The sequence below is a fragment of the Streptomyces sp. NBC_00631 genome (genome assembly GCF_045206895.1).
Lineage (GTDB): Bacteria > Actinomycetota > Actinomycetes > Streptomycetales > Streptomycetaceae > Streptomyces.
Map to the genome: position 1 here is coordinate 9,614,357 of NZ_CP107734.1, position 25,907 is coordinate 9,640,263.

Consider the following 25,907-nt stretch of genomic DNA (forward strand, 5'->3'; position numbering starts at 1 on the left):
GAACTCACTGGAACTCCAGGAAGACCGTCTCGCCCTCGCCCTGAAGGCGGATGTCGAAACGGTAGGTCCCCGGACCCTCCTCGGCGGCGATCAGCGTGTCGCGTCGCTCGCCCACCCGGGTGAGCAGCGGGTCGGCGGCGAGCGCCGCGTCGTCGCCCGGCAGGTAGATCCTGGTGTACAGGTGCACCAGCAGCCCGCGCGCGAACACGCACACGCTGAGGTGGGGCGCGCCGGCGCCACGGACGCCGGGCCGCAGCGTCCGCGCGTACCAGTGCCCGTTGGTGTCCGTCTGGATCCGGCCCCAGCCGGTGAACTCCACGCCGTTGCGGCCGAGGTAGTCACCGGTCGCAGGGTCGCGGCGGATCGAACCGTCGGTCGTGGACACGTTCCCGTCCGGGTCGGCGCCCCACAGCTCCAGGAGCGCGTCGGGCAGCGGGTCGCCCGCACCGTCGAGGACGTATCCGTGGACCGTGATCGTGTCCGGGTGCCCGAGGGGTGCGATCTCCTCGCCGCCGCGGAACGGCAGCGCGTACCCGTAGAACGGGCCGACCGTGTGCGACGGGGTGGGCAGCACGTTCTCCGGGCTGCTTGTGTCGATCTTCGTCATGGCAGGTCAGCGTCCTTCTTCGAGCCAGGTGGCGGCGGGGCCGTCCAGCACGATGTCCCAGTGGTAACCCATCGAGAACTCCGGCACGGACAGGCTGTGGTCGTAGGTCGCGACCAGCCGCTGCCGGGCCGCGTCGTCCGTCACCGACTGGATGATCGGGTCATACGGGAACAGCGGGTCGCTCGGGAAGTACATCTGCGTCACCAGCCGCTGCGTGAACGCCGTACCGAACATCGAGAAGTGGATGTGCGCCGGACGCCACGCGTTGAGGTGGTTGCGCCAGGGGTAGGGGCCCGGCTGGATGGTGGTGAAGTGGTAGCCGCCGTCGGCGTCGGTGATCGTCCGGCCGACACCCGTGAAGTTCGGGTCCAGCGGGGCGTCGTGCTGTTCGCGCTGGTGCGCGTAGCGGCCCGCCGAGTTGGCCTGCCAGATCTCGATCAGCTGCCCCCGGACCGGCCGCCCGTCGCGGTCCAGCAGCCGCCCGGACACGGTGATCCGCTCACCGACCGGCTCACCGCTGTGCTGCCGGGTCAGGTCATTGTCTATCCCGGTGATGTCCCGCTCCCCGAACGCGGGCGAGTGCAGCTCCACCAGCTCCGGGTCCTTGGCCGTGTCGATGGCGACCAGGGGCTGCTTCGGATGCCGCAGCACGGACGACCGGTAGGGGGTGTAGTCCCGGCGGGGGTGGTGCTCGACGGCGGCGCCTTCGGCCACCCGCTTCTCATAGGCGGCGTGCTCGGCAGCGATTTCGAGGTCGATGTCAGCTTGGGTGAGTGTCATAGAAAGTCCTAGGTGTGAGCGCCCCGTAAGGGGCGCGGGGAACTGCGCGACGAGCCACAACGCACCCGCAGGTGCGCACGGCCCGTCTACCGCTCAAGAACAAGCGCGAGCCCTTGGCCGACGCCGATACAGAGGCTGGCAACCCCGGTACCGCTGCCACGCCGTGCAAGCTGATGCGCCACGGTCCCGGCGAGCCGGGCTCCCGAAGCTCCCAGCGGGTGCCCGAGGGCGATCGCCCCGCCCTGCGGATTGAGGATCGCCGGGTCGAACTCCGGCCACTCGGCCACACACCCGAGCACCTGCGCCGCGAACGCCTCGTTCAGTTCCAGCACATCGAGGTCGGCGAAGGTCTTGCCGGCCTTGCCCAGCGCACGCGTCACCGCCTCGACGGGGGCGAGCCCGAAGTAGTCCGGGTCGATCGCGGAGACGCCCGTCGCGCTGACGCGGGCCAGCGGCTCCCGCCCGAGCGACCGCAGCCCCTCCTCGTCGGTCAGCAGCAACGCCGCCGCACCGTCGTTGAGCGGCGACGCGTTCCCCGCGGTCACCGTCCCGCCCTCGCTGCGGAAGGACGGTTTGAGCTTGGCCATCGCGGCGAGGGAAGCATCCGTACGCACGCATTCGTCCGCACCGAACACCACCGGCTCGCCCTTGCGCTGCGGAAGGGACACCGGCGCCGACTCGGCCTCGAACAGCCCCTGTTCCCGCGCGGCGGTGGCCTTCTGATGGGAGGCGAGGGCGAACTCGTCCTGCTGCTCCCGGCTGATCTTGTGCTTGTCGGCGATGCGTTCCGCGCTCTCGCCCAGCGGGATGGTCCACTGCGGGTCCATCTTCGGGTTGACCATGCGCCAGCCCAGCGTGGTCGAGTACAGCTCGGCGTGCCCGGCGGGGAACGGCCGGTCGTTCTTGGGCAGCACGTACGGCGCCCGGGTCATGGACTCGACACCGCCCGCCACGGCGATGGAGGCGTCCCCGACGGCGATGGCACGCGCGGCCTGGATGACCGCCTCCAGCCCCGAGGCGCACAGCCGGTTGACCGTGACGCCCGGCACGGACGTCGGCAGACCCGCCAGCAGCGCGGCCATCCGGCCGACGTTGCGGTTCTCCTCGCCGGCGCCGTTGGCGTTGCCGAAGTACACGTCCTCGATCCGGGCCGGATCCAGGCCGGGCGTGCGGGCGAGGAGTTCACGGATGGCGTGCGCGGCCAGGTCGTCCGGGCGCACCGACGCCAGGCCGCCGTTGTAACGGCCGATCGGCGTGCGCACCGCGTCGACGATGTACACCGTGTTCACAACAGATCCTCCGGGACGGTGAGCTTGGCATCGGTCTTGGCGACGATCTCCTCGGCACCGACCCCGGGTGCCGTCTCCACCAGCACCAGCCCGCCATCGGTCACGTCGATCACGCCGAGGTCGGTGATGATCCGGTCGACGCACGCCTTCCCGGTCAGCGGCAGCGCGCACTCGCTCAGGATCTTCGGGGAGCCGTCCTTCGCGGTGTGGGTCATCACGACGATGACCGTGCGCGCGCCGTGCACGAGGTCCATCGCCCCGCCGATCCCGGTCACCAGCTTGCCCGGGATCGCCCAGTTGGCGAGATCGCCCTTCTCGGACACCTGCATCGCACCGAGCACGGCGACGTCGATGTGGCCGCCGCGGATCATCGAGAACGACAGCGCCGAGTCGAAGAAGGAGGCGCCGGGCAGGACCGTGACGGTCTCCTTCCCGGCATTGATCAGGTCCGGGTCGACGGCGTCCTCGCCCGGGTAGGGGCCGGTGCCCAGAATGCCGTTCTCCGACTCCAGGACCACCTCCACCCCCTCGGGCAGGTAGTTCGGGATCAGCGTCGGCAGCCCGATCCCGAGGTTCACGTACTGGCCGTCCCGCAGCTCGCGGGCGGCCCGCGCGGCCATCTCCTGGCGCGTCCAGGCCATCAGCTGCTCACCGTCCGCTGCTCGATCTTCTTGTCCGCCGCCTGCTCCGGGGTGAGGGCCACCACTCGCTGCACGAAGATCCCCGGCAGATGCACCGCGTCCGGATCGATCTCGCCGGGCTCCACCAGCTCCTCCACCTCGGCGATCGTGACCTTCCCGGCCATCGCCGCGAGCGGGTTGAAGTTGCGGGTGGACTTGTTGAAGACCAGGTTCCCGTGCCGGTCGCCCTTCGCCGCCCGCACCAGCGCGAAGTCGGTACGGATCCCGCGCTCCAGGACGTACTCGGTGCCGTCGAACTCCCGCACCTCCTTGGCCGGTGAGGCCAAGGTCACGCCGCCCGAGCCGTCGTAGCGCCAGGGCAGCCCGCCGTCCGCCACCTGCGTGCCCACCCCCGCGGGGGTGTAGAACGCGGGGATCCCGGCACCGCCGGCCCGCAGCCGCTCCGCGAGCGTGCCCTGCGGGATCAGCTCCACCTCCAGCTCACCCGCCAGGTACTGCCGCGCGAACTCCTTGTTCCCCCCGATGTAGGACCCCGTCACCCGGCCGATCCGCCCGGCGGCCAGCAGCACCGCAAGACCCGTCTCCATCGCACCGCAGTTGTTCGAGACGACGCTCAGGCCACCCACACCCCGCTCGTACAACGCCCCGATCAGCACGTTCGGCACACCGCTGAGCCCGAACCCGCCCACCGCCAGCGACGCGCCCTGCGGCACATCGGCCACCGCCTCCGCGGCCGTGGCGACCACCTTGTCCATCCGTGAAGCCTCATCTCTCCGCGAATTAATCAGGGCACTGAGTATTTCAGCGAGACGTCTGCCACGCTGCCACTGGCGTAGGCACCAGTCAAGACCTGGAACGATGGCAGACGGGTGTACAGACAGGACCGATGGCCGCGGGTATCGTTCAGTGCACCAACGAATTCGGACCACGGGAGCGCACATGGCCGCGGTGGACCTCACCACCCACCCCGGGCACCTGGCCCGGCGGCTTCAGCAGGCCCACTACCTGCTGTGGAACACGATGGTCTCGGAGGAGATCACCTCGCCGCAGTTCGCCGTGCTGAACGCGCTCGTCGCCGAGCCGGGACTGGACCAGCGGACCGTGGGGGAGCGGGTGGGCCTGGACCGGTCGACCATCGCCGAGGTCATCAGCCGGCTGAGCCGGCGCGGGCTCCTCGACAAGGTGCGCGACCCGCAGGACGGGCGCCGCTACCTGCTGCGCCTCACCGACGACGGTCTGCGCACCCACCGCAAGCTCGCCGTGCGCACCGCCCGGATGAACCAGGTCTTCCTGGCCCCGCTGTCGGCCGAGGAGCAGACCCAGTTCTTCGATCTGATCCGCCGGGTCTCGGACGCGGCGGAGGGCCTGCGCAATCCCCCTGAGGCCGTCGTCGCCAGGGTCTAGGTCCTCCCACGGCCTAGGCCTTCGCGAAGACCACCCACACCGGTCCGTCGGCGAGGTTCACCGGTCTGCCGTCGGCTCCCGTGAAGGTCGTACCGTCCGTGGCGGCGGGCCGCGACCAGGTGGTCTCGAACGACTGCCCGTCCCGCAGCACGTCGGCCTTTCCCGACCCGACCGTCTCGGTGTACGGAGTGGGGTTGCCGAGCACGTCGTGATACCGGGACGTGGTCACCTCGACGTACTGCACCACGACCGTCGCGGCCGCCAGCCGTTTCCCGGCCGTCGTCCGGTCCGGGGTGCCGTCCATCGACACCAGCCAGCGATTGCGGCCGGCGGACCAGGTGAAGGTGAAGCGGGCCGCCGGGTAGCGCACGGTGCGTGCGGCGGTGACCGTGCCGCCGGCCGGGGCCGGGCCGTAGCGGAACCCGGTGGTGAGCGCGGCCTTGCCGGGCACCCCGTCCATCACCTTGGCCGGGCGGAGGTAGAGGTTGTGCGGGGCCGGTCTGCCGCTGCCCCGGTAGTAGGCCCCGGACGCCTGCTCGGGGGACTCCGCCCGCAGCGGTGCCCGGCCGATCAGGGGAAGCAGCTTCTTCTGGGCGCCGGAGAAGGCCAGCGTCGGCCGGTCGAACTGGCGCAGCAGTTCCAGGTCGGACTCGCGGGCGCTGCGGACGGGGCCGATGACCTCGGGGAGCTGGGTGGCGTACACCGCCATCAGCCGGCTGAGGCCGCCCTCCACCTGCTCCGCGTACACCACGTCCGCCGAGTCCAGCCCGGTCTGGGGGCGGGCCGCGGCCACGTTGTCGATCTTCACGGCCAGTACGGAGCCGGTGGCATGCGTCCCGCTCGGTGTGGGGGTGCCCTGCGGTGCGCGGCCGTCGTCCGTCGTGCCGTGCCGCGTGCAGCCCGCCGCCAGGGCGGACGTCGTCGTGGCCGCCAGCGCTGCCGCCAGCACGGTCCGGCGCGTCGGCGCCCCGTGTCGCACACCCACCGCTGTCACCCCGTTCGTCCACCCCGCCTGCCCCTTGATTGTGTGCTCATCGGTTCATCGGTGGCCATACCCGGCCGGGGCGTGCTGGCGTGTGCGGTTCGGGCGGGGACCACTCGGGTACCCGGCCCGGGCCGCCATTTCGAACGCGCGGCCAGGACCGGCGCGCACGCGACACAGGGAGCGCGAGTCATGAAGGCAGTCACCTGGCAGGGCCGACGGGACGTACGGGTGGACGACGTGCCCGATCCCCGCATCGAACAGCCCACGGACGCCGTCATCCGCATCACCTCGACCGGCCTGTGCGGCTCGGACCTGCACCTGTACGAGGTGCTCACGCCGTTCATGACCCCGGGTGACATCCTCGGCCACGAACCCATGGGCATCGTCGAGGAGACCGGTTCCGAGGTGCCCGACCTGCGGCCGGGCGACCGCGTTGTGGTGCCCTTCCAGATCGCGTGCGGGCACTGCTTCATGTGCTCCACGGGGCTGATGACCCAGTGCGAGACCACCCAGGTCACCGGCGAGGGCATGGGCGCCGCCCTGTTCGGCTACACCCGGCTCTACGGTGCGGTCCCCGGTGCCCAGGCCGAGTACCTGCGCGTCCCGCAGGCGCACTTCGGCCCCATCAAGGTGCCCGAGGGTCCGTCCGACGACCGTTTCGTCTACCTCTCCGACGTGCTCCCCACCGCCTGGCAGGCCGTCGAGTACGCCGCGGTCCCGCCCGGCGGCACCGTGGCCGTCCTCGGCCTCGGGCCGATCGGCGACATGGCCTGCCGGATCGCCAGGGCACGCGGGGCGGAGCGGGTGTTCGGCATCGACCTGGTGCCCGAGCGGCTGGAGCGGGCTGCCGGCCGGGGTGCCGAGACGTACGACCTGCGGGCCTTCGACGACGAGAAGGCACTGGTCCACGCGATCCACGACGAGACCGGCGGCCGGGGCCCGGACGCCGTGATCGACGCCGTCGGCACCGAGGCGCACGGGAGCGCCGCCGCGAAGATGGCGCAGGCCGCGACCGGAATGCTGCCCCGCAAGATCGCCGCCCCCCTGGCGGAACGCTTCGCCGTCGACCGGCTCGCCGCCCTCCACATGGCGATCGACCTGGTCCGCCGGGGCGGCACGATCTCCCTGAGCGGCGTGTACGGCGGCATGGCCGACCCCCTGCCGATGCTCACCCTGTTCGACAAGCAGATCCAGCTGCGCATGGGCCAGGCCAACGTCCGCAGCTGGACCGACAAGGTCATGCCGTATCTGACGGACGAGGACCCGCTCGGCGTCGATGACTTCGCCACCCACCGGCTGCCGCTGTCCGAGGCCCCGCACGCGTACGACATGTTCCAGCACAAGCAGGACGGCGCGGTGAAGGTCCTCCTGAAGCCGTAGCCGCGGCGTCAGGACCCCAGGATCTCGGTGAGGTCGTAGCGCACCGGCTCCTCCAGCTGGGCGTAGGTGCAGCTCTCCGGTGCGCGGTCCGGGCGCCAGCGGCGGAAGCGCGCCGTGTGCCGGAAGCGGGCCCCGTTCTCCATGTGGTCGTACGCCACCTCGGCCACCCGCTCCGGCCGCAGCGGCACCCAGGACAGGTCCTTCTTGCCCGACCAGCGGCTCGGCGCGCCGGGCAGCCGGGCCGACTCATGGGCGGCCTCCTCCGCCCAGGCCGCCCACGGGTGGCCGGAGACGTCCGCCATGCGCAGCGGCTCCAGTTCCTCGATCAGCTCGGCCCGCCGCCTCATCGGGAACGCGGCCGACACACCCACGTGCTGGAGGGCGCCCCGGTCGTCGTACAGGCCCAGCAGCAGCGAGCCCACCACCGGGCCGCTCTTGTGGAGGCGGTAGCCGGCGACCACGACGTCGGCCGTCCGCTCGTGCTTGACCTTGAACATGGCGCGCTCGTCCTGCCGGTAGCGCAGGGCGAGCGGCTTGGCGATGACCCCGTCGAGGCCGGCCCCCTCGTACTGTTCGAACCACTGCCGGGCCACCTCGACATCGGTCGTGGCCGGCGCCAGATGCACGGGCGGGGTGACGCCGTCCAGTGCCCTCGTGAGCAGCGCGCGGCGGTCGGTCAGCGGGACGTCGAGCAGTGCCTCGTCGGCCAGCGCCAGCAGGTCGAAGGCGACGAAGGAGGCGGGTGTCCGCTCCGCCAGTGTGCGCACCCTGGAGTCCGCCGGATGGATCCGCTCGGTCAGCGCGTCGAAGTCGAGCCGGCCCTCCCGTGCGATGACGATCTCCCCGTCCAGCACGCACCGCTCGGGCACCCGTTCCCTCAGCGCCGCCACCAGCTCGGGGAAGTACCGGGTCAACGGCTTCCCGGTCCGGCTGCCCAGCTCCACCTCGGCGCCGTCCCGGAACACGATCGCGCGGAAGCCGTCCCACTTCGCCTCGTACTGCATGCCCGGCGGGATCGTCGCCACCGGCTTGGCGAGCATCGGCTTCACGGGCGGCATCACCGGCAGATCCATGCTCCTAATTTACCCGGCGTCCAGAGGGCCGCCGAATCGTCCGTACAGTCCGGAGAGCGCAGGTCGGATGCAGTCCGACCTCGGTCTACGGGCCTGTCTCCACCCGGTGGCGGTTGCGGTCCGGCCGCTTCATTCTGACCTGCGAGGTGCCGCCGAACACGACCGCCGAGGTCTGGATCCCGGCGTCCGATCCGGGGGCGGTCACCCACACCCATGGCACGTTCCTGCGCCGGGAGGACGGCTGCGCGGTCTACCGGGTGGGCTCCGGCACCCACGAGTTCACCGCCTGAACGTCCCTCCCGCGTACGGGGATTGGGCCCGGCGGTTCCGTCGGCGGCGCAGATGTCAGTAGGCCGGCGACGGAACCCGGCATTGATCCGATGTATCTACGCCGCGGTCATTGACCTCTCACCGCCCTGCCTCTACCTTTCCTGCATGTTTTTGACAAGAGAACAGATGCATGCCGCGAGACCCGCCAGACCACTCTTCTTATTCATCGGGTCTTATCGAGTCCTTGCGGCCTTCTTCTGCGCACTCCTGCCCTTCGGAGCGCTCGCTTCACCCGCGCACGCCGCGACGGCGGTCACCTACTTCGTCTCGCCCAGCGGCAACGACAGCAACCCGGGCACCAGCGCCGACGCCCCCTTCCGTACACTCACCAAGGCGCAGACCGCGGTCCGTTCGATCGACAAGTCGACGTCCGGTCCGATCACCGTGACCTTGGCCGGAGGTGTCTACCGGCTGGCCAAGACGCTCACTTTCAGCTCCGCGGACTCGGGTGGCGGCACGGCCGGTACCGTCTGGTGGAAGGCGGCATCCGGACAGGCCCCGGTCATCAGCGGCGGCGTCCAGGTCACCGGCTGGACGCGGACCAGCACCGACAGCAGCATCTGGTCCGCCCCGGCCCCCAGCAGCCTGGACACCCGCCAGCTGTACGTGAACGGCCTACGCGCCCAGCGCGCCACGGGTTCGCTGCCCGTGTCCGTGACCCAGACGGCAACCGGATACACCACGGCGTCCGGCGACCCGATGGCCGGCTGGCGCAACCGGTCGGCCATCGAGTTCGTCTACCGGGGCGGGCTCGGACTGTGGACCGAGCCGCGTTGTCCGGTCGCCTCGGTCACCAGCACCGCCATCACCATGGCCCAGCCCTGCTGGAACAACTCCACCCAGCGGGTCATGCGGACCGACGACTCGGGCCGCACCTACAACCTGGTCGGCCGCAAGTCGATCACCGAGGCGCCGACGGCGGTGGAGAACGCCTACGAACTCCTCGACAAGCCGGGTGAGTTCTACCTCGACAAGACCGAGCACCGGTTCTACTACATCCCGCGCTCGGGGGAGAACCTGACCACCGCGGACGTCGAGGCGCCCTCGCTGGACACTCTGGTGGCGACCTCCGGAAAGGCCTCGGACGAACCCAGCCACATCGGCTTCCAGGGCATCCAGTTCAGCTACGCGAACTACACGACCTCCAACACCGGCACGGGCTTCTCCGAAATCCAGGCGACGTACCAGGTCACCGGTACCACGGGCTATGCCACCCAGGGACTGTGCACGTTCGTGTCAGGCGGCACCTGCCCGTACGGCAACTGGACGAAGATGCCCGGCGCGGTGCGGTTCACCTACGACAAGAGCATCCACTTCGACCACGACTACTTCGTCCATCTCGGCGCGGCCGGACTGGACCTCGGCAACGGCTCGCAGAACGACACCGTCACCGCCTGCGTGTTCACCGACATCTCCGGCAACGGTCTCGACCTGGGCGGCGTGGACATCCCCCAGCCCAGCAGTTCGGCACAGCACACCAGCGGGATCACCGTCAAAGACAGCCACTTCTACGACACAGCCGCCGAATACCACGGCGGGGTCGCCATAGACGCCGGATACATCGAGACATCGACCATCACCCACAACCAGATCGATCACGTGCCCTACACGGCCATCTCCATCGGCTGGGGCGGCTGGCCCGACAAGGTGAGCCTGCCCGCACAGCCCAACTACTCGAACAGCAACACGATCTCGTACAACCTGATCCACGACCACATGTCGCTGCTCGGTGACGGGGGTGCCGTCTACACGAACGGGATCACCGGCACCTCGATGACGAACGGTGAGAAGGTCGTCGGCAACGTCGTCCACGACCAGCTCAACACCTCGGGCGGCCACGTCCTGTACACGGACAACGGCGCCACGTACGTCTCGATCCTCGGTAACGCGGTGTGGAACATCAACGTCTCGCCGTGGGGCAGCAAGCACGTGAACTACACGGCGGGCGACGGAACGTACGACCCCACGGACATCGAGGGCAACTACTGGCCGAACGGTCCGTCCGACTACGACAACAAGAGGGTTCTGATCAAGGACAATCACGCCATCACCGGGACGGCCCAGGTTCCGTCGAGCGTCATCGCGGCGGGCGGCATCGAGTCGCCGTACCGGGCGATCCTCTCCTGGCAGCCGGCCTGACACGGAGGAGAACAGTTCGGGGGCCCCGCCCTGGAAAGCGCAGGGCGGGGCAGGAGGCCCGAGTCGAACAAGGCCAGACTCAGGTCGCCGCGGCTACCCTGGCTGAGCGAGCATCGTCCGCACATGGACACCACGGCTGAACCCCGCGTCCTCGTCATCGGGCTCGATCCCTACCGGGTGCCGGGGCCGTGCGATCCCGAACCGGTCGCCACGGCGATCGAGGCGGGACTGGCCAAGTTCGCCGAACACGGCGTGGGCGTGGAGACCTGCCTGATCGGCCTGGACGGAAGTGACGACGTGCAGGCGGTCGTCGAGAACGCGAGAAGTGGGCAACCTGGCTCGTCCGCGCGCTGATGGTCCTCGACTGGCACGAGATCCCCGCTGGCCGACGATCTTCACCGCAGACAGCCGCCGACCAGCACGAGCATGACCTCACTCACCCATGCCACCCCGTGACCTGCGCGTTCAAGATGAACACAGGTTGTAGCCGGTCCACCAGGAGCCCTGTTTGAGGCCGTAGCGCGCGTCAGCGTCGTACGGAGAGGCCAGCCGCAGTCTGCCGGGCGGGAGGTCTTTGCTCTCCCGCCGCTTCACCTCCGCCCCGGCCTCGGTCACTGTGCGTCGTCACCAGCGCCAGTTGGCCCGGTGACCAGCCCGGCCGACCTCTGGATCCGAACGCCTCGGCGAACTCGGCGTCCGTGAATAACTCGCCCAGCTCGTCACGGACCCGCATCGCCAACGGATACGGGCCCCGTGCTGCCACCGCCCGCGCCACCTGCACGGTCAGCTCAGGCACCTTCGGCCACGGCCTCGGCCGCATCGACATGCCACACCCCACCCGCGACCGGGAACGCCAAGACGGCCGCTGCTGCCCCAATGAACGAGCCGTCAGCACCGCTGGGCACGAAATAGCCAGCGAGATCGGTGACAGAGTTCTTACCGGCACCCCATGTTGCAGGTGACCCGGCTCGACCGGCTTTCCCGCTCCGTCCTGCACCTGGTCACCCTCGGCGCCGAGCTGCGCGAACGCGGGATCGGCCTGCACGTCATCGAGCAGGGCATCGACACCGCCACCATGGAGGGCCGCGCGATGTTCGGCATGCTGTCCGTACTGGCCGAGCTCCAGCGGGAGCTGATCGTGGCGAATACGAACGACGGGCTCGCCTCCGCGCGGGCCCGCGGCCGTGTCGGAAGGCGCTGGCTGAAGCTCACCGAGGACCAGGCCGCGCTTGCCCAACGGCTCTACGACGAGCGGGGAAAGACCGTCCAGCAGATCACTGACATGTTCAGCGTGCCCCGCTCGACGGTGTACGGGCACCTCGACCGCGCGAAGACCCTGCCCCGCCGGCCCAAGAAGACCGCGGTCACGAAACCCTGAACGCTCCTTTGCGGCTGGTGTCCGAGCTAGGACTACTGGGCCTGCTCAAGGGATACCGGCAGCGGCACTGTGGTGCCAGCCAGAAGAATGCCCTCTTGTAGGATCGTTGAACAATCCATACCGTGTGCGGGAGATGCCTCGTGCGGCGGCTGCCGCGGACCACGGAGGGGCACGTCGAGGACGGAGACGGCCATGGGGGCGGGCGAAGAGGGCGGCGTGCGGTGCGGCTCGGGTCAACAGCCCTCCACTGCGAGGACGTTGGTCCGGCGATTGGGTCCGGTTGCGGCAAGCGTCGGGGGAGCGTGCGGGCTGTGGGCGGTCATGCGCCTGATCGCGCGTACCTCCTTCTTCGGGGGCGCCCCATGGGTGGACTTTCTGTGCGTGCTGGTGCTCCTGCTCTTCTGCTGCCTTCCGCGTGTGGGCTTCCGGTGGGTCCTGGGTGTGCTGTGCCTCCCGGGCATGCTGGTCCTGCAGCGGTCCGAGCTGGGCCAGCAGGCGCTGCACCGGCACGGGCGCACCGAACACGTCAGGGTCCTGCAGATCCAGGAGTCCGAGGACGGCATGAGTAGTGGGAGCTACGACTTCTACACCGTGTCCGTCCTCGACGGTCCCCCGCAGGCTCCGATACCGGGCGGCACCTTCGTCGAGTGGCACTGGGCGGTCGGCGGCATCTACACAGTGGCTGTCGACCCGCAGGGGCTGGCCCCGGCCGAGCGGGGTGGCCCTCCCGGCCCTCCGGTGGTCCAACGGTTCCTGCAGATCCCACTCGGGCTCGGCCTGGCCTGCGCCCTGTGGCGACCCGCGCATCTCCTCCTGCGCCGCAAGCGCGTGGCCGGGCCGGGCCTGTCCGATGAGCTGGGCGTCGACAGTGCCGACGCTGGACCTGCTGGTGTGGAGGGGGAGTTGCCCGATCCGGTGGTCCTGGTGAACGCCGACCCGGAGGCGGTGCTGGAACTGCTGGCGACGGCCCCCTGGTCCGCAGGGCGGTTGGAGGGGGCGGTGTACCGGGCATCGGCTCATCTGCACCGGCATGCGAGTGCGGGGGTGCGTCGGCAGATGCTGGCGCTGGACGCCGCCCGCTACGGGGACCTGGGCCTGTCGGCGCGGATCACCGCCGTGCCCGTCGACGGCGGTGCCGACCGGCGATGGGGGGTGGACTGGGCCACCGGCAGCACGGTCGACCGCCGGTTCCGGCAGGCCCTGATCGGCCACGCAGAGCGGGTGCGCGGGGTGGCGACGGGGATGGTGGACGGCCGCTCGGTCGCCGTCACCTTCAGCAGCGAGGACCGCACGGTGCGGGTGTGGGACCTGGCCTCCGGCCGCCCGGTCGGCGAACCTCTCACCGGCTACGACGGCGAGGTCTGTGCCGTGGCGACGGGGGTGGTGGACGGCCGCCCGGTTGTCGTCGGCGGCTGCCGGGACGGCGCCGTGCGGGTCTGGGACCTGCCCACCGGCCGACCCGTCGGCCACCCCCTCACCGGCCACACCGAAGTCGTCACAGCGGTGGCGACGGCGGTGCTGGACGGCCGCCCGCTCGGCGTGAGCGGCAGCCGGGACGGGACAGTACGGGTGTGGGACCTGACGACCGGTCAGCCCGTCGGCAAGCCGCTCACCGGCCACAACGGCCCGGTGGAGGCGCTGGCGACGGAGGTCGTGGACAGTCGCCCGGTCGCCGTCGCCGGCAACTGGGACGGGACGGTGCAGGTGTGGGACCTGGCCGCAGGCCGTCCGGTCGGCGAACCGCTCGCCGGACACACCGAAGGGGTGTGGGCCCTGGCGACCACGGCGGTGGACGGCCGCCCGCTCGCCGTCAGCGGCAGCCGGGACGAGACGGTGCGGAGGTGGGACCTGATGACCGGCCGGCCCGTCGGAGCACCCCTCACCGGCGCCGCCGAAGGGGTCTACGCGCTGGCGACGGGGTCGGTGCAGGACCGCCCGGTCGCGGTCGGCGGCAGCCGGGACGGGATGGTGCGGGTGTGGGACCTGTCCACCGGCCGACTGGTCGGCGAACCCCTCGCCGGCCATGTCGACGGGGTGTGGGCGGTGGCGACCGGGGTGGTGGACGGCCGTCCGGTCGCCGTCACCGGCGGCAACGAGGACGGAGAAGTGCGGGTGTGGGACCTGTCACCCGGCCGCCCGGTCGGTGAGCCCCGCACCGGACACACCGGTGAGGTGCGAGCCGTGGCGACCGCAGTGGTGGAGGGTCGCCCGGTCGCGATCAGCGGCAGCCGGGACGGGACGGTGCGGGTGTGGGACCTGGCCACCGGCCGACCCGCCGCCGAACCCGTCATCGCCCACTCGCACCCGTCGGTGTCGGTGGCCACCGCCGTGCTGGACGGCCGTCCGGTCGTCCTCACCAGCAGCTGGGAGGGGGCGGTGCGGGTGTGGGACCTGTCCACGGGCCGACCCGTCGGGGAGCCCCTCGTCGGCCACACCGGCCCGGTGTGGTCGCTGGCGACCGGGGCGGTCGAGGGAACTCCGGTGATCGCCGCCGGCGGCATGGACGGGACGGTGTGGGTGTGGGACCTGTCCACCGGCCGCCCGGTCGGCGAACCCCTCACCGGCCACTACGGCCTGGTGAGCTCGGTGGCCACCGCGGTGGTGGAAGGCCGCCCGGTCGCGGTCACCGGTAGTTGGGACACCACGGTGCGGGTGTGGGACCTGGCCACCGGCCGCCCGGTCGGCGAACCCCTCACCGGCCACATCGGCCTGGTGAAGGCGATGGGCGTGATGGTGGCGACCGCGGTGGTGGAAGGCCGCCCGGTCGCGGTCACCGGCAGTTGGGACACCACGGTGCGGATCTGGGACCTGACCACCGGCCGCCCGGTCGGCGAACCCCTCACCGGCCACACCGACGAGGTGCGAGCGGTGGCGACGGGAGTGGTGGACGGCCGTCCGGTCGCCGTCAGCGGCAGCCAGGACGGAATGGTGCACGTATGGGACCTGCCCTCCGGGCGGCCCGCCGGGCAGTTGGTGTTCCCCGGGCCGGTCCGTGCGGTGGAGGTCTCCCCGGACGGCCGACTGGTGGTGGGCTTCGGCTGGGAGATCGCGGTCCTGGCCCCACCCCAGCCCTGAGGACGGTCTGGCAACGGCACGGGACTTGCCCGAGCTGCCCGACACGGCGGTCTGACGTTCCCATTGCTCGCCACCACCCGCTTACCGAGCATGTCCGTCGACCGGTTCACCGCGACCCATGCCGCCCACGTTCGGATCACCGGTCTGCGGGATCTTCTCCCCGCGTCCGTCGCAGCCCTCCTGCATTGAAATGTCCTCGCATGAGGCGCCAGCCTTGCGAAGAAACCCATCTCACGCCCCTCAAGCCGCAGCGGCGCGTTCCGCCACTGGCGCGGCGCCAGTGAACAGGTGGCGACGCGGCGTTTTGCCTGGTCACAGGGGGATCGCATGCGAGCCGCCCGCGGCGGCCGTCACCTTGCCGTCCGGGAGGCGCTTCACCTTGAGAGATGATTGTGAGAAATGATCTCTTGTGGTTCCGCTGAAACCGCATCTGACCTGCAGGTATCTGTGAAGGCGTAGAACCGGGCTCCGACTCTACGAGCGGTCCCGGCGTCCGCTCGCCGCACGGCACACCGCCGGCGCCGGCTTGTCGATCACAACCTGGACACGGTGTCCGCACAGCGTCCGCACAGGCCGCATGATGCTCTTTCAGTAGACAAGCTCCACGGGGGAACATCCATGCGGACCCGCACCGCCGTCACCGCCGCCCTGATCCTGCTCGCCGGGACCGCGACGGCCTGTACCGGCGGCCCCGCCGTGAGCAAGGCGCCCGGCACGGCGTCCACGGCCCCGACCGCCGCCAAGGCGCTCGCGCTCGGCTCCGGCCGGCACTGGAAGGACATCGACGGCGACGGCAGCCGCATCAGCGCCACGACCACCGCCGTCGGCTACACCCAGCCCGCCAAGGGCGTGAACCTCCCCACGAACCTCGCCGACGCCCCCGACGCCGAATGGGCCGTCCTGGAGGTCAGGACCTGCGCCGACGCCGACAGCACCAACGTCATCGTCGCCCAGTCCCCCTGGACCCTCCGCCTCCGGAACGGCACCCCGGTCAAGCCGCTGGGACTCGCCGGGCACGGCATACCGGCCCCGGTGTACCCCGTCTCCGGCGAAGCAGTACGCCCCGGCACCTGCCTCCGCGGAAAGATCACGTTCGCTGTGCCCAGGGGCAGCCGCCCCGACCGGATCGTCTACGACGTCCAGCGCAGGCCCGCCGTCACCTGGTCCGTGCCCCGGACTCAAGGGCCGTAGGGCCGATATGCGCGGTGGGGGCGGGGCGCCTACCGTGGCCGCATGGGTGATGCGGTGGAGGTGGAGGTGGCCGGCCGGAGCGTACGGCTGTCCAGCCCGGACAAGGTGTTCTTCCCGGAGCGTGGTTTCACCAAGCTGGACGTCGCCCGCTACTACGCGGCCGTCGCCCCCGGCATCCTGCGCGCCCTGCGGGACCGCCCCACCACCCTCCAGCGCTACCCGGACGGCATCGAGGGCGAGTGGTTCTACCAGAAACGCGCCCCCAAGGGCATGCCCGACTGGATCCCCACCGCCCACATCACCTTCCCCAGCGGCCGTACCGCCGACGAGATGTGCCCCACCGAGGAGGCCGCGGTCGTGTGGGCCGCGCAGTACGGCACGCTCACCTTCCACCCGTGGCCGGTGCGCCGAGGCGACGTCGACCGCCCCGACGAACTGCGCCTCGACCTCGATCCGCAGCCCGGCACCGACTTCGACGACGCGGTCCGCGCCGCCCACGAACTGCGGGCCGTCCTGGACGAGTTCGGCGGACTGCGGGGCTGGCCCAAGACCTCCGGCGGCCGCGGCCTGCACGTCTTCGTGCCCATCGCGCCCCGTTGGACCTTCACCCAGGTCCGGCGCGCGGCGATCGCCGTGGGCCGCGAACTGGAACGCCGGATGCCGGACCGGGTCACCATCAAGTGGTGGAAGGAGGAACGCGGCGAGCGCATCTTCGTCGACTACAACCAGACCGCCCGCGACCGCACCATCGCCTCCGCCTACTCCCTGCGGCCCCGTCCGCACGCGCCCGTCTCCGCGCCGCTGCGCTGGGAGGAGGTAGACGACGTCCGCCCGGAGGACTTCGACCTCGTCACCATGCCGGCCCGGTTCGCCGAAGTCGGCGACGTACACGCCGACATGGACGACCACGCCTACTCCCTCGACGCCCTCCTGGAACTCGCCCGCCGTGACGAACACGAGCACGGCCTCGGTGACCTGCCCTATCCGCCGGAGTACCCGAAGATGCCGGGCGAGCCCAAACGTGTCCAGCCGAGCCGGGCCCGGCCCGAACAGTCCTCCTGACGGCCGGACTCGGAGGCGCCCCGGCGGCCGTCGGCGGCCGGCAGGGCCGCGAGAGCGCTCTCACCGCCTGCCGCGCCCGGGGCTATGCTGATCGCCAGCCGCCGGGGAGGAGGGCCGAGGTGTCCGAGGCAGTGTCGCGCCCCACACTGGAGGCCGTGGCCGCGCGGGCCGGGGTCTCCAGGGCCACCGCGTCGCGGGTCGTCAACGGCGGGGACGGTGTGCGCGAGCCCCTCGTCGAGCGGGTCCGGCGGGCGGTCGAGGAACTCGGCTACGTCCCCAACCAGGCGGCCCGCAGCCTCGTCACCAAACGGCACGACGCCGTCGCCGTCGTCATCGCCGAACCCGAGACCAGGATCTTCACCGACCCCTTCTTCGCCCTCCAACTGCGCGGCATCAGCAAGGAGCTGACCGCCCACGACAACCAGCTGGTGCTGCTGCTCACCGAGGGACGGGACGACCATGCCCGGGTGGCCCGCTATCTCGCCGGCGGCCACGTCGACGGCGCGCTGGTCTTCTCGCTCCACCTCGACGACCCGCTGCCCGGTCTGATCGAGGGCGCCAAAGTCCCCACCGTGTTCGGCGGCCGGCCAGGCTGGGGCGGCGGCTCGTCCAGCGCCGTGTACGTCGACTGCGACAACCGGGGCGGTGCCGAGGAGGCGGTACGCCATCTCGTCGGCCTCGGCCGGACCCGGATCGCGCACATCACCGGGCCGCTGGACCAGACGTCGGCGGCCGACCGCCTCCAGGGATACCGGGACGTCATGGGGGAGAGCGACCCCCGGCTGGTCGTCGGCAGCGACTTCACCCCGGGCGGCGGCGAGCGCGCCATGGGCGAACTCCTCGACCGCTGCCCGGACGTGGACGCCGTGTTCGCCGCCAACGACCTCACCGCGGTCGGCGCCCTGCGCGTCCTGCGCGAGCGCGGCCGCCGGGTGCCCGAGGACGTCGCCGTGATCGGCTTCGACGACGTGCTGCCCGTCGCCGGACAGAGCGAGCCGGCGCTGACGACGGTCCGTCAGGACATCGAGGAGATGGGACGGTTGATGGCCCGGCTGCTGCTGTCCACGCTGACCCGAGGCGAGTCGGTGACGGGCGCGCCGGCCAGCGTCGTCCTGCCCACGACACTGATACGGCGCGCGACCGCCTGAGCGGACCGGGATGTGCGGCTGACGCGCCGCACGGGCGCGAACAGCCCTCACCGGACCGCGGTTGCCCCCGCCCCGGGCTCCTCAGGTCTGCTGCGGTTCGCCCTTGATCACCGCGAAGCGGGCGCCGTACGGGTCTGCCAGCTTGGCCATCCGGCCCACACCCTCCAGCGTGGTCGCCGGCATCCGCACCCTGCCGCCCGTCTGCTGGGCCTTCTCGACCACCGCGTCCGGGTCCTCGACCTCGAAGTACGGCAGCCAGTACGCGCCGGCCTGCGCCTCCGCCGGGTCCTCGGCCAGCGGGACCATGCCCCCGAACATCGACGCCTCGTCGCCGCCGGCCGGGTTGAGACAGGTGTAGGTGCCGCCGGGGAAAGGCACGCCGGAGGTCTCCAGACCGAGCGTCCGGTGGTAGAAGGCGGCCGCCGCCGCGATGTCCGGGGTGTACAGCTCCACCCAGCACAGCGAACCCGGATCCCCCGCCACCTCGACGCCCTTGGTGCGCGCCGGCTGCCAGATGCCGAAGGGCACGCCCGCCTGGTCGGTGAGGATCGCCAGGTGGCCCTGGCCCAGCACGTCCATCGGCTGGGCGAGGACGCCGCCGTGCGCCTGCTCGGCCGCCTTCGCGGTGGCCTGCGCGTCCTCACTCCGGAAGTACACCGTCCAGGACGGCGGACCCTGCTCAGGGGTGGTCTGCATACCGCCGGCGACGGTCCTGCCGTCCAGTTGGAAGAATCCGTAACCGCCGGCGTCGGGACCCGCCGACTGGAACTGCCAGCCGAAGAGACCGTGGTAGAAGGAGACGGCGCCGTCGATCTCGGGCGTGCCGAGGTCGATCCAGTTGGGAGCACCGTCGACGAAACGGGTGGTGAGCATCATCGCCCTCCTCGGAAGGGTCCTGTTCTCTGCTGCGCCGAGTCTTCCACCGCCCACTGACAATCGCTGCCCGACCACGCCCACCGCGCACCGGTTACCGTGGGTCACCCGACACGATCGCCGAGTTTCGGATCCGTTCCGCGCGCCGCCGTGCGCGGGTGTGGCGGGCGAGCGCATGATCGAGGCTGCGGTGGTCCGTCGCGGTCACGTTGAGCGGGCGTTGAGCGAACGTTTTTCGCCGCCCGGCACGATCCTGGCCATGCACTTCGACACCATCACCCCGCCCCGCACGCCCGTCCCGGCCTGGCAGGCGCAGGCGTTGTGTGCGCAGACCGGGGCGGACTTCTTCTTTCCCGAGCCCGGCAGCTCGGTGCGCGAGGCCAAGCGCATCTGCGGCATGTGCGAGATGCGTTCGGCCTGCCTGGAGTACGCGCTGGACAACGACGAACGCTTCGGCGTCTGGGGCGGCCTGTCCGAGAAGGAACGCCTGGAACTGCGCCGAGCGTCCCGCTGAACCCTCACCCGCCCGGTGAACGCGGTACGGCCGCACGCTCCGTCCCGGTTACCATCCGGGGACGCGGCCGGACGTAGCGCAGAGGCAGACGCACCGCCTTGCCCAGGCGGACACGCCGGTTCGAATCCGGTCGTCCGGGCCGCGTGGGGTCCTGTAGAGCAGAGGCAGACTCGCCGTCATGGCATGACGGATACGCCGGTTCGAATCCGGCCGGGACCACGCTACGGCGGACACGGGCGGGGACGGATGAGCGAGACGATCAACGAGGCCGAACTGGCGGCCTTCCACCAGGCCGTGGGGAAGCTGCGGGCGCTGCCCGCCGACGACCCGGTGCGGCTGCGCGCCGAGCAGGTCGCCGCCTCCTTCGCCCGCGACGGACGGCTGCGCCGCCGCAGGACGCGCGGCGCGGAGACGTCGACGGCCGACGCCGCCGTGATGGCCGCGACCGCGACCGGCGCCCTGGACCGCCGCGAGGACGCGCCCCTCGCCGTCCCCGGTGCCGGGGGCGTCTTCCGCAAACCGCGCACCTGTTACGTCTGCAAGTCGCCCTATCGACAGGTCGACACCTTCTACCACCGGCTCTGCCCCGCCTGCGCCGCCGACAACACCGCACACCGTGCCCTGAGCACCGACCTCGGTGGCCGCCGGGTGCTGCTCACCGGCGGCAGGGTGAAGATCGGCTTCCAGCTGGCGCTGATGATGCTCCGCGACGGCGCCGAACTCCTCGTCACCTCACGTTTCCCCTGCGACACCCGGCGGCGCTTCGAGGCGGCACCGGGCAGCGCCGAGTGGCTGGACCGGCTCACCGTCCTCGCCGTCGACCTGCGTGACCCCCGCCAGGTGCTCGGCCTGTGCGAGGAGTTGCGGCAGGAGGGCCAGCCGCTGGACATCCTCGTCAACAACGCGGCCCAGACCGTGCGCAGACCGCCCGAGTCCTACGCCCCGCTGGCCGCCGGCGAATCCGGCGCGCTGCCCCCGGGCGCCCGGCAGGCCCCCGGCTTCACCCCGATGCGCCGGCTGGAAGGCTCGGCCGCGGCCCTGCCCGCCGCGCTGCGCGAGGCCGACGAGGCCGGACTGCTGCCCGACCCGTCGCCCGAGAACTCCTGGTCGGCCCGGCTCGGCGCCCTCGACCCCGCCGAGGTCCTGGAGACCCAGCTCGTCAACGCCCTCGCCCCGGCGCTGCTCTGCGACCGGCTGCTGCCGCTGCTGCTGGCCTCGCCGCACCCGCGCCGCTACGTGGTCAACGTGACCGCCGTCGAGGGCCGTTTCGCCGTCCGCAACAAGATGGCGGGCCACCCGCACACCAACATGGCCAAGGCCGCCCTCAACATGCTCACCCGCACCAGCGCCGCCGAACTCGCGGAACAGGGCGTCCACATGTGCGCCGTCGACACCGGCTGGATAACCGACGAGAACCCGGCACCCAAGAAGGCCCGCATGGCGGGCGCCGGGTTTCGCACCCCTCTCGACGTCGTCGACGGCGCGGCCCGGGTCTACGACCCGATCGTGCGCGGTGAGGCCGGGGACCCGGTGTCAGGGGTGTTCCTGAAGGACTACCGGGAGGCGGCGTGGTGAACGAGGACCCCGAGTGCCCCCGGCAGGCGGCCTTCGCCGGTGTTCCGCACGTCGTGCCGCGCCCGGCCGCCGAACTCGCCCCGCTGCTCGACTGGCTGCGCGCCGGCCGCCCGGCCGGGGAACGGCTGGACTTCACCGCCGGCACCGCCCTGCCGGACGGCCGCCTCGACCTGTGCAAGCAGGGCGTCGGCGCGACGGGCGCCGCGCTGATCGCCGAGGCACTCGGCGAAGGACCCACCGCGGTACGGCACCTGCTGCTCGGCACGGACGCGCTCGGCGACGACGGCGCCGAAGCCGTGGCCGGTTCCGGCGCCGGGGTGGAGACCCTGTACCTCGGCTGCAACGGCATCACGGCGGGCGGCGCCTGCCGGATCGCCGACCAGTTGCGGGCCTCGCCGCAGGTCGTCACCGGCGTCTGGCTCAAGCGGAACCCGCTGGGCGGCGCGGGCGGCCGGGCCGCCGCCGAACTCGTCGCAGCCGCCCGCTCCCTGCGCACCCTCGACCTCGTCCAGACCGGTCTCGACCCGGCCGGAGCGGCGGCACTCGCCGACGCGCTGCTGGCGGCGGCCGGCAACGGGCGCCGGATCGAGCGGCTCTTCGCCGGCGGCAACCCGCTGGGCGCGGCCGGAGCGCGGGCCCTGGCCGCTGTCGTCGCCGGCGGCGGGCTCGGCGAACTGTACGTGTCCGCCGCCCGGCTGGGGGACGCGGGTGCGCTGGAACTGGCCCACGCCCTGGACCGGGCGCCGTACGGGCGGCTCACCCGGCTCTCCGTCGCCAGCAACGGCATCGGGCCGTCGGCCGCCGCCCGCCTGGTGACGGCGGCGGCAGCCGCCGGAGTGACCCTGCTCGACCTGGGGCGGGTACGCGCGGCTGCCGTCCTCGCGGCGGGGGACAACCAGGTGGACCTGGCCGCCGCCGACACGATCGGCCGGGCCCTGTCCGGCTCCGGTCACCGCCTCGCCCACCTCGTGCTGACCCACACCGGGATGCGCAGCCGCGAGGCCCACCGCCTCCTCGACCACGCGGCCCACGCCACCACGGCCACCCGCTACCGCCTCGGCGCCGGCATCGCCGCGAGCGTCAAGCGCCGCCTCGCCGACCTCGGCGCCCACATCCCGGCGCCCACGGTCCCCGCCGACGTGGCCGCCGTACGCAGTGTCCACCGGACCGCGCCGCCGCAGACCTGACCGTCAGCCCCTGGGCAGGTCCGCGAAGACCTCCATCCAGTACCGCTGGTGCCGCTCCGAGGCTCCCACCAGGTAGGTCGCGCGCAGCTTGGCCGGGAGCAGCGCCACCAGGCGGACCACCACCGCCCGCTCTCTCTTCAGCTGGGACAGCTCCGCGTTGGCGAGGATCTGGTGCACCACGTCGCTGTCGTCACCGCCCTCGTCGGAGTGCGCGGCGGCCCGCCGCAGCCGGGCCTCCCAGGCGTCGACGTCCCGGGCCAGCTCCCGCAGACCGGTGACCGGGCGGCCCTTGAAACGGTCGACGAGGGCCGTCAGCGGCACCGGCGCGTACTCGCCGTCACCGAGGTAGACCGTGGCCATCTCCAGCGGCAGCCCCTTGCGGTGCAGTCTGACGAGCCGCTCCAGGGTCCGCTTGGTGATCCAGGCCCGGCCCTCGTCGTCGATGTCGTGCTTCCACCACTCCAGCACCGTCTCGGCGTCCCGGCCGTACCGCGCGAGCAGCCACTCGTTGGCCGGGATGTCCTCGGGCTCCACCATGAGCGACGCCGTGAACCGGGTCGCCTGGGCGATGTTGTTCCGAGACACCAGCAGCTTGCGGCCGAGGTGGTACGGCGGATTCTGCACGGCTATCTGGGCCCGCAGGTTCTCGATCCGGCGGCCCGCCAGCGACCACTCCTGGGTGACCTCCATCAGCTTGGCGAACGCGGCCCTGTCCTTGGGCCGGTTGTACTCGTCCCACACGATCGCCTTGGGCTCCGGACCCGTGAAGGGCGCGGCGAGGAGGTTGTCGAGCGTGCCGTCCGGCGACGGAATCGGCGCGCACAGGTCCTCGACGTTCGTCACCGGCAGCGAGAAGTACAGGGCGTCCCGGCCCAGCCCCTCGCGCAGGGTCTCCCGGACCAGCTCCGTCTTGCCGCAGCCCGGCGGCCCCTGGAGCAGTACCGCCCAGCGGTTGCGCAGCGCCGCCCGCACCACCTGCCGCACCGGGTCCGCGACCGTCGCCGGGTTGGCCACGCCCAGGCTCGCGGCGATCCGGTCGAGGATCTCGGCCGTGCGGTCCTGCCCCGGCCGTCCGTCGGGGCCCCGCTCGGCCAGCCGCAGCCGCTCGCCGTCGACCAGCGGCAGGCCCCAGCGCAGCGGAAAGCCCTCGCGCGCGTTGGCCAGCACATGGTCGAGGGTGCGCGGGGAGAGCCGTTCGCGCAGGGCGGGGGAGAGGGACGCCCACAGCGAGAAGACCGGACGCAGGTCCCAGGGGCGGTACCTGGCCGCGAGGTGCCGGCGCCACGACGTGTCGTTCGCCGTGATCCGCATGGTCACCATGCGGTCCAGGAGCGCCAGGTCGCCACGGCGTGCGGAGGTCTCCGACAGTGACTCGTTGTCGGTGAGGAACACGCCGACGCAGCCCAGGGCGCGCAGATCGTGCTCGCCCAGCGACCAGTTGCAGGCCACCTGCATGAGCTGCGACTGGATCGTGTCGCCGGCCTGCAGCGAGTCGTCGATGAGCAGCACGAACGGCCGCCCCGGCCGGAGCCCGCTCATCACCAGCTGGCGCAGCACCAGTTCGCCCGTGCGCGGGTCCCGGACCGGCGCGTTGACCAGCAGGTCGTCCGGGGTCAGGTTCGCTGCCGGCACGTACACCAGCGTGGTGTCCGGGTGGGCGCGGGCCAGGTGCGAGAAGAACGTCGCCGTCTTGCCGATGCCGTGCTCGCCGAAGACCTGCCCGGTCTGCCGCAGGTCGATCATCGCGTCGATGAACGACTCCAGCCGGGATGTCGTCGACTGCCGTTTCTCCGTGGTCATCTATCGCGATCCCGTGGTGACGCGATGGCAGTCCATCGCGGGTGTGTGCGTCTCGGGCCAGTCGTCGCCGCCCTGCGTGATCAGCCAGATCCATTTCTCCGGCTCGGCCGGGGTGATCGGCGGGGCGTACCCGTCGGTGAGGACGACGACCGCGTCCGGGGTCACCTCGCAGCGCCGGCCCGCCACCTCGGTACGGCCCTCCACATAGTCCGCGACCGCCTGGAAACTGGTGCCGCCCCCGCCGTACACCCTCTCCCCGGGCCGGAACGGCATCACCACGGCGTCGAAGGACAGCCAGTGCGCCGTCACCCCGTCGATCCGGCCGACGAGCCGGGTGAGCCAGTCGACCACCTGGTCCGGCATCGAGCCCGAGGTGTCGTAGGCGATGACGAGCACCTTGTCGCGCACGGGGCCGCGCCGGGCGAGCATCGGGTCCTGGCCGAGGGCGGCGAGCAGGGCGCCGCGCTTCTTCGGGTACACCAGCCGCTCGCCGTCGCGCAGCCGCGAGCCCAGCACGTCGACCAGCCAGCGCTGCCACCAGTCGACCGTCCCGGTGCGGGTGGTCTCGCCGCGCAGCATGCCCCCGCCCAGCTTCCCCCAGAGCTTCGCGGCCCGTGCCGAACCCTCCTGCGTACGGTTCATCAGATCGAGCAGCTCGCGCTCCGCGCCCGCGTGCCCGCGCCGGGCCGCCAGCAGGGAGTTGAGCAGCGCGGACGAGGTCACCGCGTCGACCGTCTCCTGGTCGGCGGGGACCAGGCCGGCCACCAGATGCGGGCACAGCGCCGGTGGGACCGGCGGATCGCACATGCGCTTCAGCTCGCCGTAGATCCGCATGTCCGTCTCGATGAACGCCTCGTACGCGAGCGGCTCCAGGCCGTGGGCCGTCAGGTCCCTCCGGTAGGCGTCGTACACCCCGCGCGGGTCGACGCCCGTCGGCCGGCCGTCCAGCAGGGGGAGCTCGGTGCGGCCGAGGCGGGCCAGGGCCACGTGGTTGATGGCGACCTCGGCGGCGAGCGTGAACACCGGGTCCTCGCGCAGCTCGGGATCGGCGAGGAGGTGGCGGTGCACCAGATGCCGGGCCTCGTGGAACAGCACGAACTTCACGCCGTCCAGGCCCAGACCGACGAAAAAGTCCGGGTTGTAGAGCAGCAGACAGGTGCCGTCGCCCGAGGCGACCACGGCTGCCGTGTCCACCGCTGTCGTCGGGATCTGATGCGGGCACTTCGAGTACAGCCACGAGGCCACCGCCGACTCCGTCAGCCCGAAGTCCAGCAGCGCGGCCTCCTTCAGCCGCCGCGCCTGCGCCACGACCTCCGGATCCGCGGGGCGGTAGGCCTCAAGTGCCCTGCGGTCGGCCAGGTCGACCACCACAGGGCGTGCCCGCCCCCGCTCTCCGTACGCCATGTGCCGTCCCCCGCGCCGCAGTTCCCCCGTGCTCCATTGGTACCAGCCGGCACTGACAACGGGCCAAGGCAT

23 protein-coding genes and 2 tRNA genes are annotated in these 25,907 nt (G+C 71.7%); 15 read left to right on the forward strand and 10 right to left on the reverse strand.

The features are described 5' to 3' along the window. Window positions 1–4: 4 nt before the first annotated feature. From pcaG to OHB00_RS43575, 5 genes are all read right to left on the reverse strand, one after another. On the reverse strand, window positions 5–607 hold the full coding sequence (gene pcaG, locus OHB00_RS43555) for a protocatechuate 3,4-dioxygenase subunit alpha (protein WP_406443467.1): 603 nt from the start codon (window positions 605–607) through the stop codon (window positions 5–7). A gap of 6 nt (window positions 608–613) precedes the next feature. Then, complete coding sequence (gene pcaH, locus OHB00_RS43560; RefSeq protein ID WP_406443469.1) at window positions 614–1,387, reverse strand: protocatechuate 3,4-dioxygenase subunit beta; 774 nt, start codon at window positions 1,385–1,387, stop codon at window positions 614–616. Between the two features lie 86 nt (window positions 1,388–1,473). Beyond that, entirely contained in the window at window positions 1,474–2,676 is a 1,203-nt protein-coding gene (locus tag OHB00_RS43565) for a thiolase family protein (protein WP_406443471.1), read from the reverse strand. Further along, the gene (locus OHB00_RS43570; protein ID WP_406443473.1) at window positions 2,673–3,317 is read right to left on the reverse strand and encodes a CoA transferase subunit B; all 645 of its coding nucleotides are present in this window, start codon (window positions 3,315–3,317) and stop codon (window positions 2,673–2,675) included. The genes OHB00_RS43565 and OHB00_RS43570 overlap by 4 nt, the downstream gene beginning before the upstream one ends. Next, window positions 3,317–4,072, reverse strand: coding sequence for a CoA transferase subunit A (locus tag OHB00_RS43575; protein ID WP_406443474.1), 756 nt, complete (start codon window positions 4,070–4,072; stop codon window positions 3,317–3,319). The genes OHB00_RS43570 and OHB00_RS43575 overlap by 1 nt, the downstream gene beginning before the upstream one ends. 184 nt (window positions 4,073–4,256) lie before the next feature. Between OHB00_RS43575 and OHB00_RS43580 the strand changes: the two genes are divergently transcribed. Continuing rightward, the gene (locus OHB00_RS43580) at window positions 4,257–4,721 is read left to right on the forward strand and encodes a MarR family winged helix-turn-helix transcriptional regulator (RefSeq protein WP_406443475.1); all 465 of its coding nucleotides are present in this window, start codon (window positions 4,257–4,259) and stop codon (window positions 4,719–4,721) included. Window positions 4,722–4,734: 13 nt separating this feature from the next. Here the strand turns inward: OHB00_RS43580 and OHB00_RS43585 are convergent, their stop codons facing one another. Then, window positions 4,735–5,700, reverse strand: coding sequence for a DUF3048 domain-containing protein (locus OHB00_RS43585; RefSeq protein ID WP_406446250.1), 966 nt, complete (start codon window positions 5,698–5,700; stop codon window positions 4,735–4,737). Between the two features lie 195 nt (window positions 5,701–5,895). Between OHB00_RS43585 and OHB00_RS43590 the strand changes: the two genes are divergently transcribed. Continuing rightward, the gene (locus OHB00_RS43590; protein ID WP_406443477.1) at window positions 5,896–7,086 is read left to right on the forward strand and encodes a zinc-dependent alcohol dehydrogenase; all 1,191 of its coding nucleotides are present in this window, start codon (window positions 5,896–5,898) and stop codon (window positions 7,084–7,086) included. A gap of 8 nt (window positions 7,087–7,094) precedes the next feature. Here the strand turns inward: OHB00_RS43590 and OHB00_RS43595 are convergent, their stop codons facing one another. Continuing rightward, window positions 7,095–8,159: an ATP-dependent DNA ligase gene (locus OHB00_RS43595; RefSeq protein ID WP_406443478.1), complete on the reverse strand. Its 1,065-nt coding sequence runs from the start codon at window positions 8,157–8,159 to the stop codon at window positions 7,095–7,097. Window positions 8,160–8,194: 35 nt separating this feature from the next. Between OHB00_RS43595 and OHB00_RS43600 the strand changes: the two genes are divergently transcribed. The 8 genes from OHB00_RS43600 to OHB00_RS43635 all read left to right on the forward strand — a co-directional run bounded on the left by OHB00_RS43600 (window position 8,195) and on the right by OHB00_RS43635 (window position 18,482). After that, a complete protein-coding gene (locus OHB00_RS43600; protein WP_406446252.1) occupies window positions 8,195–8,449 on the forward strand; it encodes an alpha-L-rhamnosidase C-terminal domain-containing protein in 255 nt (84 codons plus the stop codon). Window positions 8,450–8,615: 166 nt separating this feature from the next. After that, window positions 8,616–10,628 carry a right-handed parallel beta-helix repeat-containing protein gene (locus OHB00_RS43605; protein ID WP_406443479.1) on the forward strand — a complete coding sequence of 671 codons (2,013 nt, stop codon included), beginning with the start codon at window positions 8,616–8,618 and terminating at the stop codon, window positions 10,626–10,628. 123 nt (window positions 10,629–10,751) lie between these two features. Beyond that, on the forward strand, window positions 10,752–10,982 hold the full coding sequence (locus tag OHB00_RS43610) for a hypothetical protein (protein ID WP_406443480.1): 231 nt from the start codon (window positions 10,752–10,754) through the stop codon (window positions 10,980–10,982). Between the two features lie 595 nt (window positions 10,983–11,577). Further along, window positions 11,578–12,006 carry a recombinase family protein gene (locus tag OHB00_RS43615; protein ID WP_406443482.1) on the forward strand — a complete coding sequence of 143 codons (429 nt, stop codon included), beginning with the start codon at window positions 11,578–11,580 and terminating at the stop codon, window positions 12,004–12,006. Between the two features lie 321 nt (window positions 12,007–12,327). Next, the gene (locus tag OHB00_RS43620) at window positions 12,328–15,081 is read left to right on the forward strand and encodes a WD40 repeat domain-containing protein (protein WP_406443484.1); all 2,754 of its coding nucleotides are present in this window, start codon (window positions 12,328–12,330) and stop codon (window positions 15,079–15,081) included. Between the two features lie 618 nt (window positions 15,082–15,699). Beyond that, window positions 15,700–16,272, forward strand: coding sequence for a hypothetical protein (locus OHB00_RS43625; RefSeq protein ID WP_406443486.1), 573 nt, complete (start codon window positions 15,700–15,702; stop codon window positions 16,270–16,272). A 42-nt stretch (window positions 16,273–16,314) separates the two neighbouring features. Then, window positions 16,315–17,334: a non-homologous end-joining DNA ligase gene (gene ligD, locus OHB00_RS43630; protein ID WP_406443487.1), complete on the forward strand. Its 1,020-nt coding sequence runs from the start codon at window positions 16,315–16,317 to the stop codon at window positions 17,332–17,334. A 119-nt stretch (window positions 17,335–17,453) separates the two neighbouring features. Next, window positions 17,454–18,482, forward strand: coding sequence for a LacI family DNA-binding transcriptional regulator (locus OHB00_RS43635; protein ID WP_406443488.1), 1,029 nt, complete (start codon window positions 17,454–17,456; stop codon window positions 18,480–18,482). An 81-nt stretch (window positions 18,483–18,563) separates the two neighbouring features. Here the strand turns inward: OHB00_RS43635 and OHB00_RS43640 are convergent, their stop codons facing one another. Then, window positions 18,564–19,355, reverse strand: coding sequence for a VOC family protein (locus tag OHB00_RS43640; protein ID WP_406446254.1), 792 nt, complete (start codon window positions 19,353–19,355; stop codon window positions 18,564–18,566). A gap of 259 nt (window positions 19,356–19,614) precedes the next feature. Between OHB00_RS43640 and OHB00_RS43645 the strand changes: the two genes are divergently transcribed. The 5 genes from OHB00_RS43645 to OHB00_RS43665 all read left to right on the forward strand — a co-directional run bounded on the left by OHB00_RS43645 (window position 19,615) and on the right by OHB00_RS43665 (window position 22,631). Further along, complete coding sequence (locus OHB00_RS43645; protein ID WP_174856072.1) at window positions 19,615–19,869, forward strand: WhiB family transcriptional regulator; 255 nt, start codon at window positions 19,615–19,617, stop codon at window positions 19,867–19,869. A gap of 67 nt (window positions 19,870–19,936) precedes the next feature. Next, window positions 19,937–20,008 (forward strand) — tRNA-Gly (locus OHB00_RS43650). A gap of 8 nt (window positions 20,009–20,016) precedes the next feature. Next, window positions 20,017–20,088 (forward strand) — tRNA-Ala (locus tag OHB00_RS43655). 27 nt (window positions 20,089–20,115) lie between these two features. Further along, window positions 20,116–21,444, forward strand: coding sequence for an SDR family oxidoreductase (locus OHB00_RS43660; RefSeq protein WP_406443490.1), 1,329 nt, complete (start codon window positions 20,116–20,118; stop codon window positions 21,442–21,444). Beyond that, window positions 21,438–22,631 carry a ribonuclease inhibitor gene (locus OHB00_RS43665; RefSeq protein WP_406443491.1) on the forward strand — a complete coding sequence of 398 codons (1,194 nt, stop codon included), beginning with the start codon at window positions 21,438–21,440 and terminating at the stop codon, window positions 22,629–22,631. The genes OHB00_RS43660 and OHB00_RS43665 overlap by 7 nt, the downstream gene beginning before the upstream one ends. 3 nt (window positions 22,632–22,634) lie before the next feature. On the opposite strand, the gene OHB00_RS43670 is transcribed toward OHB00_RS43665, so the two are convergent. Both OHB00_RS43670 and OHB00_RS43675 read right to left on the reverse strand, forming a co-directional pair. Next, window positions 22,635–24,431, reverse strand: coding sequence for an AAA family ATPase (locus tag OHB00_RS43670; protein WP_406443493.1), 1,797 nt, complete (start codon window positions 24,429–24,431; stop codon window positions 22,635–22,637). After that, window positions 24,432–25,835 (reverse strand): DUF2201 family putative metallopeptidase, encoded by a 1,404-nt coding sequence (locus OHB00_RS43675; RefSeq protein ID WP_406443494.1) that lies wholly within the window; start codon window positions 25,833–25,835, stop codon window positions 24,432–24,434. Window positions 25,836–25,907: the final 72 nt, after the last annotated feature.

What these genes read in the sequence shown, in the direction of transcription:
- OHB00_RS43640 (WP_406446254.1), bottom strand. Translation starts at nt 19,355, where the DNA reads ATGCTCACCACCCGTTTCGTCGACGGTGCTCCCAACTGGATCGACCTC.
- OHB00_RS43675 (WP_406443494.1), bottom strand. Translation starts at nt 25,835, where the DNA reads ATGGCGTACGGAGAGCGGGGGCGGGCACGCCCTGTGGTGGTCGACCTG.
- OHB00_RS43590 (WP_406443477.1), top strand. Translation starts at nt 5,896, where the DNA reads ATGAAGGCAGTCACCTGGCAGGGCCGACGGGACGTACGGGTGGACGAC.
- OHB00_RS43625 (WP_406443486.1), top strand. Translation starts at nt 15,700, where the DNA reads ATGCGGACCCGCACCGCCGTCACCGCCGCCCTGATCCTGCTCGCCGGG.
- OHB00_RS43645 (WP_174856072.1), top strand. Translation starts at nt 19,615, where the DNA reads ATGCACTTCGACACCATCACCCCGCCCCGCACGCCCGTCCCGGCCTGG.
- OHB00_RS43670 (WP_406443493.1), bottom strand. Translation starts at nt 24,431, where the DNA reads ATGACCACGGAGAAACGGCAGTCGACGACATCCCGGCTGGAGTCGTTC.
- OHB00_RS43660 (WP_406443490.1), top strand. Translation starts at nt 20,116, where the DNA reads ATGAGCGAGACGATCAACGAGGCCGAACTGGCGGCCTTCCACCAGGCC.
- OHB00_RS43595 (WP_406443478.1), bottom strand. Translation starts at nt 8,159, where the DNA reads ATGGATCTGCCGGTGATGCCGCCCGTGAAGCCGATGCTCGCCAAGCCG.
- OHB00_RS43570 (WP_406443473.1), bottom strand. Translation starts at nt 3,317, where the DNA reads ATGGCCTGGACGCGCCAGGAGATGGCCGCGCGGGCCGCCCGCGAGCTG.
- OHB00_RS43575 (WP_406443474.1), bottom strand. Translation starts at nt 4,072, where the DNA reads ATGGACAAGGTGGTCGCCACGGCCGCGGAGGCGGTGGCCGATGTGCCG.
- pcaG (WP_406443467.1), bottom strand. Translation starts at nt 607, where the DNA reads ATGACGAAGATCGACACAAGCAGCCCGGAGAACGTGCTGCCCACCCCG.
- ligD (WP_406443487.1), top strand. Translation starts at nt 16,315, where the DNA reads ATGGGTGATGCGGTGGAGGTGGAGGTGGCCGGCCGGAGCGTACGGCTG.
- OHB00_RS43610 (WP_406443480.1), top strand. Translation starts at nt 10,752, where the DNA reads ATGGACACCACGGCTGAACCCCGCGTCCTCGTCATCGGGCTCGATCCC.
- OHB00_RS43620 (WP_406443484.1), top strand. Translation starts at nt 12,328, where the DNA reads ATGCGCCTGATCGCGCGTACCTCCTTCTTCGGGGGCGCCCCATGGGTG.
- OHB00_RS43615 (WP_406443482.1), top strand. Translation starts at nt 11,578, where the DNA reads ATGTTGCAGGTGACCCGGCTCGACCGGCTTTCCCGCTCCGTCCTGCAC.
- OHB00_RS43605 (WP_406443479.1), top strand. Translation starts at nt 8,616, where the DNA reads ATGCATGCCGCGAGACCCGCCAGACCACTCTTCTTATTCATCGGGTCT.
- OHB00_RS43580 (WP_406443475.1), top strand. Translation starts at nt 4,257, where the DNA reads ATGGCCGCGGTGGACCTCACCACCCACCCCGGGCACCTGGCCCGGCGG.
- pcaH (WP_406443469.1), bottom strand. Translation starts at nt 1,387, where the DNA reads ATGACACTCACCCAAGCTGACATCGACCTCGAAATCGCTGCCGAGCAC.